The sequence below is a fragment of the Alistipes sp. ZOR0009 genome (genome assembly GCF_000798815.1).
Classification (GTDB): Bacteria; Bacteroidota; Bacteroidia; order Bacteroidales; family ZOR0009; genus Acetobacteroides.
In genome coordinates this window covers 165304-180549 of sequence record NZ_JTLD01000119.1, presented here as the reverse complement: position 1 = coordinate 180549, position 15246 = coordinate 165304, and the positions used below count along the sequence as shown (strand labels likewise).

The following is a 15246-nucleotide window of genomic DNA, read 5'->3' as shown; positions in this document are numbered from 1 at the left end:
AACTACCATGCAAGAACAAGAACGCGAGTTTTTAGAGGAAGTGAACGAAGAGGGGAAGACCACCGTTGATGAGGCTATTAACCTCATTGTAAACGCCAATTCTGAGCTTAAAGCTTACTGGGAAAACACGATTGAAGAGGAGTACGAAGGCTCTTACGCAGAGAATCGCCAAGACCTTGTAGACATTATCACCGTGGTAGACTATATCATCGAAAAGTACCGCAGCGACGATACCGGACTGCTATACGAGCTTTTCGACAGAATTGAGCAAGCATTCCAAAACCCATCGCAAGATACCAAGGAGCTTATCGTTACCGGTATTCTTGAAGGTATACAAAACGGCTGCGACATGGAGCAGATCGACTACCACAAGGCTTTTGACAACTGGATGGGCGCAAAATCGAAGCGTGCTTGGGATGGCCTAATCTACCTTCACGAAAGCAACGATCCTGCCGACATCAAGAGCGAGCGTATCAAAACCTTTATCGACTAAGCATGAAGGAGGTAGCATTACCCCCGAAAACGATATTTTGACTAAACGCAGCACCCCTAGCCGACTATCATGTTGGTTGGGGGTTCTTCTTTTTAACCCAGCCGATAAACCTTAAAAAAGCAAAACCTAAATTTCCGCAATACACCAAACAAAGCGTAGCAGCACGAAAGCAACGACCAAAAGAAAAAAAACTCGCTAGCGTGTAATATTTTTCCAATTTCATCGTCTAGCATATACTAAACTATAACCAGTAAATATTATCAACAATGAAAAAGATTCTTCTGCTATCGCTACTAGTGGCGATAGGATTTACCGCCTTTTGTGGCAAAAGCGCCAAAACTAAGGTGCTTACACTTGGAACCATACACAATGGTCATAGCACCTCCAAGTATTCGTTCGCCGACATGATGGCTGCCGTTGCCGCCTTTAAGCCCGACCTTATTTGCGTGGAAATACGCCCTCAAGAGTTTAGAACCGAGCCCTACCTCCGCGAGATGATGCTGGCAACTGCCTACGGCGACATCAATAAGATAGCCGTTGCGCCCATAGACTGGTGGGACGATAAAAACGACGACCGCGCTGAACGAGACTCGCTAGGTAAGCTTGAAGCCTACCAGCTTCTTATCAAAAAGGCCGACTCGCTCGAACAAAACAGCGAGCTGCTGAAGAACTTTAGCAGCAAGTATGGCAACCCCTACCAAAACAAGGAGCTCGACATCAACTTCTGGAATGGGCAGGAGTATAACAACGTTAACCGCGAAAACTACCGGATATCAATTTCCGTGTTTGGCGATAGCCCCTTTAACCTGCATGCCGTTACGCGAAACGCTAAGATGTGCAACAACATTAAAGCAAGCATTGCCAAGTATAAGGCCAAGCGGGTGGTAGTACTTACCGGGGGCGAGCATAAGAGCTTTGTAGACGATGCCTTTGCCAACGAGGAGCATTGCGAGGTGGTTCAGCTAAACCAGCTAGGGCAACTCCCCAAGTTCGATTTTGCCAACCTTCTCGAAAAGGAGTCACCCAAGCTATACTATACCAACGTAGATTCCACAAAAATTGAACAGTACTACTTCTACGCCCTTCTTCCCCTTGTGCATGGAATGAACATGGACTTCAACTTCAAGATTATCAACCTCGCCAATCTCCCACTAGTAAAGATTACGCTGGATAAGTGGAGTAAAGATCTCCCCACCTGTTCTAGGCTTCCCTACGAATGGGGTTGGTACCATTTCCTTAACGGGAACTACGACGAGGCTATCAAATACTGTAAGAAGGATCTTGCATCTGACGCCAAAACCAAAGAGTTTCCCAACTACTACAGCCTCCGCACCATTGGCTTCTGCTACGACCTTAAAGGAGATAGAACCAACGCCCTTGCCTACTACCAGCAGGTACGCGAGGAGCTTCTAAAGGAAAATCAAACAGACATTCAGATAAAAGAATTTCTGTATAACACGGAAAAGCAGCCACTAACAAGATAGCAGCAGCAGTAGATGCAGGCGTGGCAACGTATAATCAAGCATGTAGAGACGCGATGCTCGCGTCTCCTTTATTGGGAATACCTCGCATTAAACGGCCTAAAGCAGAAACAGATCCTGCCGAAAAAAGGGAGACGCATGCAATGCGTCTCTACAAGCCACGCATAATCAAACTTGTAGAGACGCGATGCTCGCGTCTCCTTTATTAGGAATACCTCGCATTAAACGGCCTAAAGCAGAAACAGATCCTACAGAAGAAAGGGAGACGCATGCAACGCATCGCTCCCCCAATCTAACCACCATCAAAAATAATCCCACAAACAGGTAGGGTGACGTTAATCTCAGTTGTACCATATACGATAAATTAAACATTACAGCATTATGAGAAAGAATTTGATTTTAGGTTTGATTGCTGGGGGGATTGCATTAGGAGGATTTTCGTCATGCTCGAATGATAACGCAACCACCAGCCGATTTGAGGTTCGCCTAACCGATGCGCCAGCCGACTATGCAAAGGTGCTGGTTGATATACAAGGAGTAGAGTACAACGTAAGCGGAAACGATGGCGACTGGAAGGTTCTTCCGCTATCTCGAACTGGCGTTTACAACCTTCTCGACTTTAGAAATGGCGTAGATACGCTGCTAGCGGGTGCCGAGATTTCGGCAGGAAAGATTAGCCAAATCAGGCTGAAGCTAGGTGAAAATAATAGCGTAGTTACTAAGAGTGGCGAAACCATTAGCATGAAGGTACCAAGCGGCTCAGAGTCGGGCCTTAAGCTTAACCTCCACGCCGAGCTAAAGGCTGGGATTACCTACGTGCTAACCGTTGATTTTGATGCTGCTAAGTCGGTTGTAAAAGAGGGTAACGGCAAATACTCGTTAAAGCCCTGCCTAAGAACGTACGAAAAGGCCGTTAGCGGCGCTGTAGCAGGGAAGGTGACTCCCGACACCCTATCGGCCACCGTTTACCTACTTAAGATGAACACCGTTAGCCAAAAAAACGATACCGTTGCTACCTCCATTGTAAAATCGGGTAGCTTCCTAATTGGTGGGCTTGCAGAGGGTGGATATACCGTACAGGTAGCTCCTGCCTACAAGTATGCGCCTAAAAGTGTGCAGAACGTAAATGTAAAAGTTGGAGATATCTTTGACCTAGGAGTGGTTGCATTCCAGTAAGCTGAATTTGATAATACGAAAGGGAGTAGTCTTCGGATTGCTCCCTTTTTGCTTTACCCCCTACCCTCCAAAACACATAGGCTACCCAATCGATTTATAAAGGCATTCACGATTCCGGCTTCCGAGAAAAAATAGGGTAGACACAGTTCCGTGAATACGCCCCTCAAAACCGATCGGAAATGCGCCATAACTAATCGGAAATGCCTTAAAACCGATCGGAAATAACGCAAAACCGATCGGAAATAAGCCATAACCGATCGGAAATAACGCAAAACCGATCGGAAATGAGCCATAACTGATCGGAAATAACGTAAAACTGATCGGTTATAAGCCATAACTGATCGGAAATAACGCAAAACCGATAAGTAATAAGCCATAGGTAAAAGGGTAAAGGCCTTTATAAGCGCTGTATAGGCCAAAAAGGAGCCAGAGCGGCTAGCCTAGCGGAAAGGTGGCAATGGGGCGGTAAAGCGGCGGACGGCCATCCTCCAAGATACTTTCGTAGAGAACCACCTCGCTCACCTCGGTGGGTAGCAGGCGCAGCGAGCCAAAAGCTGTCACAGCGCGGGCGGGTGCTTCGGGAGGTACCGCGCCCCGAAAGCGGGCTAAGGTAACATGCGGGGTGTAATTCTGGGCAGAGAGTGCGATCCCCACATCGGTAAGGGCACGGCAGATATCGGAAGCTAAACGGGTTAAGGGATCGGCGCCCGAACCTACCCCCAGCCATAAGACCTTAGGGTTCGGTTTGCCAAAGGTGCCAACGCCCTGCACCACCATCCGAAATGGTACGTGATGGGCTGCCACCGCTGTACCAAGGGTGCAGATGCTGGCCTCCATTGCGGGTGTTGTAGGGCCAATAAAGGCAAGCGTTACGTGAAGGGTGCTGGGCGAAACCCAGCGGGTAGGAATGGCGGCAAACGCCTCCTGCAACTCGCCCCATACGGCCTGTAGCGCCGGGGTAAAAGGAATGGCGATTGCCAGAAAGGTACGCTTCAAGCTACTGCTGGGGTTGGGTAAGCTGCTTTTTGCTCACATCCAAATCCTTCTTACTAGGATGCTTTGCCCCCTGCTTCTTCTTGTGCTCCTTTTCGGAAATGGCCATTGTCTCCTGCTGCAGCGCCGAGAGCTTGTTTACCACCTCGGTGTAAATCTTATCCATAACCTTAGGAGAACGAGCGTAGTACTGAAAGCTGGCTACAAACTCCTCGCGGGTAACGCCGTTGCGCTCGAAGGCCGTTTTGTAGAGGTACAGAGAGTCAATATTCTGGTATTTATTCATTCCATAGCGGTAGGTATCCACGGTACCATCAGTTAGGTAGATGTCGGCCAGTACCGAAACCATCTTTTTCTCCGAAATAACGTTGCTGCTGTTGGAGCAGGCGCCCACCACTAGGGCAATTGCTATGGCAAGTATGTAATTCTTCATCCTATAGGTTTTATTGGTAGCGCCGCCTACCGCTGGTAGCCAACGCAACAGACAAAAGTAGTAAGATTTCGGCGAATAAGAAACGCCCCTACGCATTATACCAACCGCCAAATGCCAAATTGGGAAGGCCATCAGCAGCTCGCCAGAATCTTTTGTCGGAGTAGTAAGGAGGAGGATATAGCGCAGAGCGCCACGGCGTGCTAGTAGCGGCGCATCCAGCGGTAGCGCTTAGTTCTATCGCCAATAGAGTAACCCACCATCAGCTCGTGCGAACCAATTTTGGAGAGGGCTGATACATCGCCAAAACCGAAGTTAAAGCCGTATCCAAACTTAAACTGCATGTAGCTACCTCCCACCAAAAACAGGGCCGATCCCGATGAGCGGTACGAGATACCCGCCCAGTAGTCCTTTTTGTAGTATCCCTTTATGTTGATATCGGCATTAAACGTGCCGCGCTCGGTAGCTGTAAATAGAATAGATGGCTCAACATCGACAGCGTAGTTAGCCTTAAACTTATATCCCCCTAGCACGTAGTAGTGGCGTAGGAACTCGGGGTGGGCATTGTTGTCGGTTACGGCAAAGCGAATCTTGGTTTGGAAGAGGTTATTTGCCGATAGCCCCACATAAAAGTTCTCCTTGGTGTAGGTGATACCCACGTTGGCCTCGGGCGACATCTGCGAGGGCGTCTTTTGGAGGGTCACATCCGAGCCGTCGGGATTAGGAAGATCCTCGTTGGTAACGCTAGCCCTAAACTGGAAGATGCTCAACGAAACGCCCATCGAAAGCAGGTCGTTACCCCTTAACTCGGTATGGTAGGCGTAGGTTCCCTGAAATCCGTTACGCGATACGTTACCGTTCCAGTCGCTAAAAAGCATCACACCAAGCCCCGTTTTACCGGAGGTGCGCTTGTAGCGGTACTTACCCCCAAATTGGCGGAGGAAGTTCATGTCGATACGCGTTTGGGCCGAGGCGGTGTAGGTTTGCGGTCCCTTAGAGTAGCCCGCCCACTGGTTAGAGGCGGTAAATGCAAGGAAGGTACCTCCCTCGTAGCCCGCAAAGGCGGGGTTTATAAGGTATGGGTTGAACATATACTGCCCAATAAGCGGCTCCTGCTGCGCCATTACCCTAGCGGGTGCCAGCATGGCAAGAAATCCAAGTAGTAAAATGAGCCTATATGTTCTATTTAATTTCATCAGCGGTTGTGGTTATTGCTAAAGTAGAATGGTAACTGGGCCTCGAAGCTGAATCTTCTCGCCGTTAACCTCGAAACGTATCAGGTAGTGGTACGAATCGACTGGTAGCGGGCTACCCGACTCGTCCTTTCCATCCCAAGCCTTTCTATCAGACTTTAGGCTGTAAACACGCTTACCCCAACGGGTAAAAATCTCTATCTTAAGGTTGTCAACCTTCATCTTTCCTTCCTTAGGAAGGGGTACGTTGTTGCTTCCCACCTTGGTTAGCACCCAGTCGTACTCTATTCCGGGGATATACCACTCATCATTCACCCCATCATCGTTAGGGGTAAAGGCGGCAGGGATTCGGATATTCCTAGGGTCACATCCTGAGACCGTAACAGCATCGGAACCCTCGCAACCGTAGTCGTCTTTTACGGTAAGAGATACAACACCTGGCTTTTCGATGGTAAAGCTAGAGCCAGTTGCAGAAGATTGAGCCCCGTCTACAAACCATGAATAGTAGCTACCATGGTCGACGGTTGATTGTATGGTAGCACCTAGCGAATTGCAGATGCTAATATCGTCGCCTAAACTAACTTTAGGCAATTCGTGCAGTACCACCTTTGCGGTATCGAACGAACAGCTTGCCAAATCGTCGACAACCTTCACCGTATAGGTTCCGGCCTCGGAAACGATTCGCTTAACGGAGAATGCCGATGAGAGATCGGACCACTTGCTAAGCTCGTTTATAAACTTACGCTTGCTATCCTTATGCTCTACCTCGAGCTCGAACTTACCGTTAGAGCAGAGATCGATAAGGTTATCTTTTACATTTACAAAGGAGGAGATTGGTACGTATAGCACGGGGGTATTTACCTGAATATCCTGGGTATACTCCTCGCCGGTACACATTCCGCTCTTCTCTACAATATGGAAGGTGTAAACCCCTCCAACCATTCCCGGAAAGTTCCAGTTAATCTTTACAGTGTCGCCACCGGCATTGAGAAACTGAATGGCACTTGCAGGCACCTCGTTACCTTTAGGATCAGTAACGCGCCACGTAAAGTTCGAAACGCCATTGTTGCCCTTAACCCAGTAGCTCTCTATACTACCCTGGCAGGCATACGGTAAATCCGTTATGGAGGTTTGACCGTATGCCACCGAGGTAAATATTGTGGCTACCACAAATAGTATGTGGAGTCGTTTAAGCATTAAATCGTATTAACGGTTCTAGTGCGGTTAAATTGCTAGCAAAAATTACTTCGCAATGTTGTTGTTGATGTGGTAAACTGGACCAGTTTTTGGAGCACGCTTAACGTAGATATCAATAATCTTAGGTGTTCCAACAGTTGAAGCACCATATAGAGCTCCTAAAGTTGTATTATTTGCAACTAAGTCGCTTTTTCTAGAAACAAAGTCATTTACACCCAATACAGTATATCTAAATAGGGTCACAATATCACTTTTTGTAGCATCTGCTCCATCAACATACACTTTAAAATCACGCTGATGCTTCAATGTTATATTTCTATTAGCATCTGTTGTCAGATAGCTAAACGCAGCATCAGCCTTTACGTTCCAATCTGCATTCCATCCAGTTACAGAAGGTGCTGTCCCGCTCAATGTTGCAACTGCAGAAGTTGCTGTTACAGCCTGATTTCTGAAATCGTAAGTATAGGTATTACGAGGTGTTGCTGCTTCAGTAGGAACACCTGCTGCATCTATTTTCACAGATATTTCTTCTAACTTAATCTGTGCATTAAAATAATCAGCCGCTTTAATTGAAAAATTCACATTCCAATTTGTTAGATCACCACATCCATCTGCAAGTAGAGTTCTATTATTAGTTCCTCCAGTTGTAGGAGTTGCTACTGCAGGAGCAACATCTGCATCTATAGAAATTTCAGGTTCGTCCATCACAACTAAACTAAAAGTTTTGGCAGCCCCCGTACATGATCCGAAAGCTGCAGCAGCTTTTTCAGCAACCTTAATAGTGTAAACACCAGAATTAACTGCAGTCATTTCCACAAAGTTTGCAGGGTCATTTGCAATTGCAGGCTTAGCGGCTGTTCCTGTATAACTAGGAGCACCAGCAACAGCAGCACCAAACTTGATATTCGAACTTGGAGTTGTTCCATCTGCAGCATAAACAGACCAAATCCATGAAAAATCAGGAGTCAATTTCCAAGTACCAGCAGCAGTCCAGTTTGGGTGAAATGCCATATCTGGTTCAACAAAAAAACCTAACTTTTTCCCTTTAGTGATATAACTTCTTTGGTTAGTTGCATCAGCAGCATCTGTAGCCCCTGTCTTTACATAACCTGCCGTTGTTGTATTTGCTTGCCCCATTGCACCACCAACAGCCATTGTAGCAGCGAGGGTTAGGGCTACCCCTAAAACTCTAGTTTTCTTCATACGAAAGAGTGTTAAAACGTTATTATGAATTGTCGTTTGTGTTCCCAAATCCTTGTCGTGGTTTTTACATTTTAGGCCCATTCCCTCACATATCCCTTCGTCACCAGTCGTTGGAATGGCCATTACATTAAAAAAACAGCATCGCCCCTGCAGCAAAGTTTGCGTGGCTGTGGCGATTTTCTAAAAATACGGTAGGGGAAATAAGGGTGCGATTAAAATCTTTGGCTTTTTCGTGGTTATCTTCTGCTTTATCTTCCTCACCATCCTACTCCCATATCCACCTCACAAATTAACAGTTTTTCTCACAGACTTACATCTTTCCGTTGCTTAAACTTAACGAAAGTTTTGTTAAATACACCAATATTCCAAAGATTTTTATAACATACGCTCGATTTCAACAGCTTATATCGAGCAGCAAGACAAATATAAATTGTTTTAATGCTTCAAAACATAGGTATTAGTATCTATTTTTCGTAGAAGCAATACTCTAAAGTAAAACAAAAGGATACAGATAGTGAGCCAATTTACAGCCAAAAGCGGGAAATGGGGGCGAAAAGCAGGTCGTCCTTTTCGCAAAGCGTAAAAGCTGCACGCCTTTTACAAAAACGGGAGAAGAGTATTGCAAAAACAACAACGTTAGCTAACTCTTCAAAAAACGGCCCGCTTTGGAACGTCAAAATACTCCACAACCTGTAGAAAAAAGGCGATACCGGGAATGCCCCGGTATCGCCCACGAGTAGCTGCTAAAAACAAAGAAAAAACACTAAAAGCGATACGAAACGGTAGCGGCAACGCTACGAGGATCTATCTGGTTTATGTAGACGGTACGGTAGGCGTTGTATCCCTCCTTATTCAGCAGGTTACTAGCAACAAGGCGTACATCTAAGCTTTTGGTAATGGCGTACCCCAGCTGCGCGTTTACGGTAGTGTAGGGCTTCATATACCAAGGCGCCACGCCGGGCTCTATACCGTGCCAGCTGGTTACCGTCCAGTCGTTGTTAGGACGCTCGGAGAGGTAGTAAACTCCCGCACCGGCGCTTAGCCCTTTTAGTAGGCCGCTAGCCACATAGTAGTTAACCCACAGGTTAGCCGTATGCTTAGGGGTGTTGTTGGGTCTCGAATTTCGTACAAAGGTGGTGTGCTCGCGGTAGCGGGCATCGATATACGAGTAGCCGGCCACAATTTCGAGGTTGGGCAGCACGCGGCCCGACAGATCGACCTCTACCCCCTTACGTTCGTCGTTGCCACCCTTAACATAGTAGCCGGTAAACTCCACCAAGCCGGTAGCTGGATTAACCTCTGCGGCCTGTAGGTTCATATCCTTATTACTTATCTTGTAAAGGGTAACATTAAAGCGAAGGCGGTTGTCGAACCATTCCGTTTTAATACCCGCCTCGAGCTGGGTTATGCTGGAGTTTCCCAGCTGGTTGCCCTTCGAGTCTACCTCGGTAGCGCTCGATGGTGCAGTGCTGTTGGTGTACGAGGCAAATAGGCTTACATTCTTTATGGGCGTAACCATAACCCCTACTAACGGGTTAAAGGTGTTCGTACGATCGGCAACAGCTGCCCCCGGCGAGAAGGTTTGTACCGAGCTGTATCGGCCGCCAAAGTACATGCGCAGCCAGCTGCTGTACGAAATCACATCCTGAAACATTACCCCCATGCGCTGCGACTTGGCGTTAACGCGGCTCTTTTCGGTAAGCGAGCTGCTGCCGCCTCGCAGCTTATTCGAAACTGGGGCATACACGTCGATGGTATCTACCAGCTTGGCGTTGTAGGCTACGGTGGTAACATCGTAATCGGAGTAGTCGAAACCTAGCTGAAGGGTATGCTTTAACGGCCCCGTTATAAGATCCTTGCCCACAAAGTCGAGCTGCATAACGCGGTTGTTATCAAAACGGTCGTCGCGGGTAATGGAGCGCTTACGAAAGTTTAGCGGCTTCTGAATGGAGATGGCCCCCGCCTTATCGGTAGTGGTAAATGCGGCCAACGAGGCGGCCGACTTCTCGATGGAGAGGTCAGAACCAAACAGCGCTGCACGAACGTAGAACTTATCGGAGATATCGCGACGGAAACGAAGCCCAAAAGTGGTATTGTGGGTCTGCTGCCTATCCGACTTAAAGCCTAGGAAGCGGTCGTTAGGTATCTTATATATTTTATTTTCGGTAAGCGAGAGGTTAACGGTTCCCACGTCGGGGGTACGGCTATCGTTTAGGTAGTCGAGCTCCAAAGTTACGGTTGTCTTATCGTTGGGGCGCCACTCTACCGAAGGGTTAAGGTACATCTTTTCTAAACCAACTACCGGGCGGTAGCTGTCGGCACGCTCGTAGGCTCCATTAAAGCGGATGGCTACGGTTTGTCGGTTGTCGAGCACGCTTTGCACATCGAAGGTAGGGCGAATCTGCCCCCAGCTACCTGCACGCAGCGACACCAACCCCGAGTTTACAAACTTAGGTGTCTTGGTAACGATGTTAACCACACCACCGGGGCTTCCCAGGTCGGTAGCCACCCCCTGCGTTACCGCAGCGGCTCCCTTCATCACCTGCATGCTCTCCACCCCGCTCATGTCGGTAATAAAGCCTTGACCTCTAAAGTCGGAGTTGATACGCACGCCATTCTTTAGCACCGGAATACCACGAAAGCCGCGCGAGGAGATGCTCTCCTTGGTGTTTCCGTAGGTGGCATAGGTGTAGGTTCCGGGAACGTTACGGCTTACATCGGCAATGGTAAGGGCACCCTGATCGGCAATAAGCTTATCGGACACCACCGAGATGCTCTGCAGCTGCTCGTTTACCTTTAAAGGGAGACGCGTAATAACGTCCATCTTTTCGGGCTGGCGGTTGCGAACACCAAACACCTCTGCGCCTTCGAGCACTAGCGCCTGCTCGTCGAGCACAAAGTCGGCTTCGGTAGTCTCTCGTGGCTGCACAAACACCACCCTCGAAACGGTGGCAAATCCCACCATCGAAACCTTAAGCGTATATTTTCCTGGACGTAGGTTAAATACGGAGTAGGTTCCATTCTCATCCGAGGTGGTTCCTAGGTTGCTACCATCAATCACAATGGTGGCAAACGGAAGGACATCCCCCTTCGCACTTTTTACGGTGCCCCTAACAGAGAGCCGCTCTACAGGCGCCGCGACACTAAAGCCTAGCGCGCATCCCATAAGCAGAATGGCCAAGATTAATCTTCTCATCGATTTAGTATGTTATAAATTTGACAAAAGCGTGGCTAGCCGTGGCAAAACACCACGGTGTATTTATTTAAGAAATTACTGATTGCTAGTATATCGGCCGTAAGGCTACTGCCTCAACGAACGCCGACGGGTACGGGCTACAAACATCATGAAACCCAAGATAGGCAATGCCGCGCCAACCAGCACCGCCAGCAGGTAGAGTACCTTCGAGAAGACGCCACCCCAAGTTCCGGTGTGAAAAGCGTATATCCACGCGGGCATCTTTGCCGATCGAGGCCTGTCCTTCCACAGCTCACTCTTTACAATCTTAGCCTTTTCGATGCTGTAGGTAAAGCTGTCTGTTTGACGACGCGTAAGCGGATTTTTGCCGAGCGTGGTGATGGAGTACACCCCTTTGCGTGCTGGTAGCTTAACCGTTAGGCTCTGCGCCAGGGGGCTTGCCTCCTTTACGCTGGCAACGGCAGCGTCTAACCCAACATACGTATAGCTCGATGGCTGCTGCTTTGCGTTCTCCCCATCTCGCTCCGGCTTTTTGTGCTCTGGAGCCTCGGCTCCCAGCACGGCATAAGCTCCGCTTCGGTACCACTTAAACGACCATGTTGGCCCCGTTAGCGACATCAGCAGCAGCAAAGGCAGGGCCACAAGCGCGGGAAGAACATGCCAATCGTAGAGCTTGCGGTAGCGGTTACCTCCGCGTGCAAAGGAGGCCTTTTTTCTAATGGAACGAATATAGCTGCGTAGTCGGCCAAGGTATGGCGGAAGCCATACAACCAGACCGCTTATAAGCATTAACGTAAATATGATGGTTGATATGCCGACAACCATACGGCCTGCATCGTCGGCCAGTAGAAAGCGATGCAGCTTCATCACCCCAATAAAAAACGGATGACGGCCAGCAGCCTCGCCAAGTACCGCGCCCGTATAAGGGTTGATATAGGTAATCTTTTCGCTATCCTTTAGCGCTACGCCCCAGCTCTGGTTGTCGCCAGCGTTAACCGTCAACGATTCGATCTCTCCATTCAGCACGGAGCTTACCTTCGTTAGTAAACCCTCGGGCGACAGCCGCTGCTGGTTGGCTACATTTTCGATTCTATAAAGGTGATGGTTAAGAGCGGAGGTTATCTCCTTCTCAAAAACGAGAATGGCTCCGGTGAGGCAGGTAACGGCAAGTATTACACCCGTTACATAGCCCAAATAGCGATGAGCATACCTTAAAAACTTCTTCATTGTGGCGTGTCGATTTTACGCAACAAAGAAAGATTATAAATAAGGAGGCATCAATCCCCAAATGTTGGTATATGTTGATGCCTCGTGGGACTTAAGCACCCATTCAAGCAGAAAGTATACCCACAAAAAAGGGATGCGTACAGCTACGCATCCCTTCACAACCTAACAATATCTTATGATTTACTCTACCGTAAGTTCGTCTACAAATACCCAGGCAGCATTACCCTTGCCCGAATGGTCCTGTGGACACAGCCCGATGTTCTTCGCTGTTACACGAATAAACTTAGCCTTTACGGGTTCGATGGTTACCTTAAAGTCGTAGGTGCTAAGCGTCTTGCTCTTTAATGGCACCTGCGCCGATGCTACAGGAGTGTACTTAACACCGTCTTCCGAAACCTCGTAAACAACGGTAACTGGGAAGAAGATCCAAGAACCAACATCCTGAAAAGCATTTAGCGATAGCGAGCGCACCTCTGTAACAGCAGGTAGCTCCACATCAGCAACAAAATCGTTTAAAGGAGTTCCCTGCCAGAATCCATCTCTGAAGTCGGTTGGAGAACCTTTTAGCCCATCGGTAATACAGTCGTTGTAAAGGCCCTTGTAGCTACTGCCAAGAGGATTCTTTATCTTCACTGGGCTACCAAAAGCCTTGTGGGCATTAAAGTTGTAGAGAACTGGGCTACCAAATGTTTTACCATTGCGGAAAGCGCTAATGGTAATGGATGCCTTATCCTTTACGCTAAACTCGCCATTTTTAACCAAAGGCGAAGCGGTGGTTGGCACCGAAGCGTCAACAGAGTAGCGGAACTCAATGTCCTTTAAATCGGACTTAATGGCTACCTTAAGCTGACGGTTGGCAATATCAGGCGTTGCCTTTGTATCAAAATCGCGTCCCTCTGGACCGTACTTAACACCTAGCTTCTCTAGGCGTGTATTCTCGGTACGCACCTTCTCCAAAAACTCGCTGAAGGCAGGACGCGCCTTACCATTCCACAAACATTCGGAGATGGCAAAAAGACGAGGGAATAGCATGAAGTCAGCACGATCGCTGTTGGGTACGCGCTCGGTCCAAAGGTTGGCACCGCCACCTAAGATATGCATTTGGTGCTCAGCGGCCAGCTTCTCGGGAATTGGATTGAAGGAGTACACCTTTTCTAAATCTAAATTCTTTTGAAGATAGTCGAAGTAGCAATGCGTTGTTGGGGTCATAATCACATCATGCCCCTCCTCTGCTGCCTTAACGGCGTGGTCCCAGTCTCTCCAAAGCTGAACCGTAGCATTAGGTGCTAAACCACCTTCAAGTATCTCGTCCCAGCCAATAAGCTTACGCCCATTATCGTTCAAGAACTTCTCTATTCTCTTTACAAAGTAGCTTTGCAGCTCGTGCTCGTTCTTTAGTCCGTTATCTTTAATGCGCTGCTGGCATTTAGGGCACTTCTCCCAGCGATCCTTGGGGCACTCGTCTCCACCAATATGAATATACTTACCGGGGAATAGCGCCATAACCTCTGTTAGAACATCCTGAAGGAAGGCAAATGTTTTATCGTTACCAGCACAATACACATCAGGGAATACGCCCCAAGAGTTAGGCACCTCAAAAGGACCTCCCGTACAGGATAGCTCAGGATAGGCAGCAAGTGCTGCAACGCTATGGCCTGGCAGCTCAATTTCGGGGATGATGGTTACCCCTCTTGAGGCGGCAAAGGCAACAACTTCCTTTATATCTTCCTGAGTATAGAATCCGCCATACCTTTTGCCATCGGCCTCGGTACGCCAAGCAGCAACCTCAGCAAGCTTAGGATACTTCTTGATCTCAATTCTCCAACCCTGATCTTCGGTTAGGTGCCAGTGAAAAACGTTGAACTTGTACATAGCGCCAAGCTCAATAAAGCGCTTCACCTCATCCTTACTAAAGAAGTGACGACCTACGTCGAGCATCATTTCGCGCCAAACAAACTGAGGCTTGTCGGTAATGGAAACCGCAGGAATCTGCATCTTTCCGCTAACAGGGATTAGCTGATGGATGGTTGCCACCGAGTTGAAAAGACCCTGTGCAGTCTTAGCCTTAACTTCAATACCTTTAGCGGATACATCTAACCGGTAGCCCTGATCGCCATACTGGCCATCATCAACCAACGAAAGGGTAATACCACCCTTGGCATTGGCATCGAAAGCCTTTACATTGGCAGCAACGTTACCTCCCTTTTTAAGGATATCTTTCAGGTAACCTGCAATTGGAGCGACGCTGTTGTCGGCATAAATGGTTATACCATTCTTAAGGTTAAAGCCACCAGACTTCCATTCCACAGAAGTTGGCTGAGGAATAAGATTCGCCCGTTGGGGTTTGCTGCTTTTCCCTATAGAGGCAAAGGGAATAAGCATAATTAAAAAACAGTAGATAAGTGTTCTCATGTTTTAACTAAATGGGGTTTGTCGTAAGCAAATGTATGCCATAAAAGAGTTCATCTTATTTATATAAAGCTTAACAAAAGGTATGTTATACATATAAACACCCAACTGGTAGGAACTAACGACTTTAGGCCCAATTTATAAAATCATTCACTCATAGATAATTACTTGAGCATACACTGCGGGTTATTAGCGTGCCTCATATTTTCATAGCCGCACAGATAAAAATGATGTTTCAAGAATTAATA

11 protein-coding genes are annotated in these 15246 nt (G+C 47.9%); 3 read left to right on the top strand and 8 right to left on the bottom strand.

Translation table 11 applies throughout. The features are described 5' to 3' along the window. Positions 1–7 precede the first annotated feature (7 nt). From L990_RS17920 to L990_RS17910, 3 genes are all read left to right on the top strand, one after another. Positions 8–493 carry a hypothetical protein gene (locus L990_RS17920; RefSeq protein ID WP_047452243.1) on the top strand — a complete coding sequence of 162 codons (486 nt, stop codon included), beginning with the start codon at positions 8–10 and terminating at the stop codon, positions 491–493. Between the two features lie 266 nt (positions 494–759). Beyond that, positions 760–1977: a tetratricopeptide repeat protein gene (locus L990_RS17915; protein WP_047452241.1), complete on the top strand. Its 1218-nt coding sequence runs from the start codon at positions 760–762 to the stop codon at positions 1975–1977. Between the two features lie 378 nt (positions 1978–2355). After that, positions 2356–3150: a DUF4382 domain-containing protein gene (locus tag L990_RS17910; RefSeq protein WP_052181137.1), complete on the top strand. Its 795-nt coding sequence runs from the start codon at positions 2356–2358 to the stop codon at positions 3148–3150. A gap of 435 nt (positions 3151–3585) precedes the next feature. Here L990_RS17910 and thpR read toward each other — a convergent pair whose 3' ends face one another. The 8 genes from thpR to L990_RS17865 form a co-directional block, all read right to left on the bottom strand. Further along, positions 3586–4146: an RNA 2',3'-cyclic phosphodiesterase gene (thpR, locus tag L990_RS17905; RefSeq protein ID WP_047452239.1), complete on the bottom strand. Its 561-nt coding sequence runs from the start codon at positions 4144–4146 to the stop codon at positions 3586–3588. A 1-nt stretch (position 4147) separates the two neighbouring features. Continuing rightward, positions 4148–4576: a DUF4296 domain-containing protein gene (locus tag L990_RS17900; RefSeq protein WP_197057334.1), complete on the bottom strand. Its 429-nt coding sequence runs from the start codon at positions 4574–4576 to the stop codon at positions 4148–4150. A gap of 200 nt (positions 4577–4776) precedes the next feature. Continuing rightward, complete coding sequence (locus tag L990_RS17895) at positions 4777–5769, bottom strand: type IX secretion system membrane protein PorP/SprF (RefSeq protein ID WP_047452235.1); 993 nt, start codon at positions 5767–5769, stop codon at positions 4777–4779. 18 nt (positions 5770–5787) lie between these two features. After that, positions 5788–6963 carry a gliding motility-associated C-terminal domain-containing protein gene (locus L990_RS17890; protein ID WP_047452233.1) on the bottom strand — a complete coding sequence of 392 codons (1176 nt, stop codon included), beginning with the start codon at positions 6961–6963 and terminating at the stop codon, positions 5788–5790. 45 nt (positions 6964–7008) lie between these two features. Beyond that, complete coding sequence (locus L990_RS17885) at positions 7009–8166, bottom strand: hypothetical protein (protein WP_156121676.1); 1158 nt, start codon at positions 8164–8166, stop codon at positions 7009–7011. 763 nt (positions 8167–8929) lie between these two features. Next, positions 8930–11362: a TonB-dependent receptor gene (locus L990_RS17875; protein ID WP_047452227.1), complete on the bottom strand. Its 2433-nt coding sequence runs from the start codon at positions 11360–11362 to the stop codon at positions 8930–8932. A 105-nt stretch (positions 11363–11467) separates the two neighbouring features. Then, positions 11468–12589: a PepSY-associated TM helix domain-containing protein gene (locus L990_RS17870; protein ID WP_047452225.1), complete on the bottom strand. Its 1122-nt coding sequence runs from the start codon at positions 12587–12589 to the stop codon at positions 11468–11470. A 180-nt stretch (positions 12590–12769) separates the two neighbouring features. Continuing rightward, positions 12770–15001 carry a beta-N-acetylhexosaminidase gene (locus tag L990_RS17865; RefSeq protein ID WP_047452223.1) on the bottom strand — a complete coding sequence of 744 codons (2232 nt, stop codon included), beginning with the start codon at positions 14999–15001 and terminating at the stop codon, positions 12770–12772. Between the last annotated feature and the right edge of the window lie 245 nt (positions 15002–15246).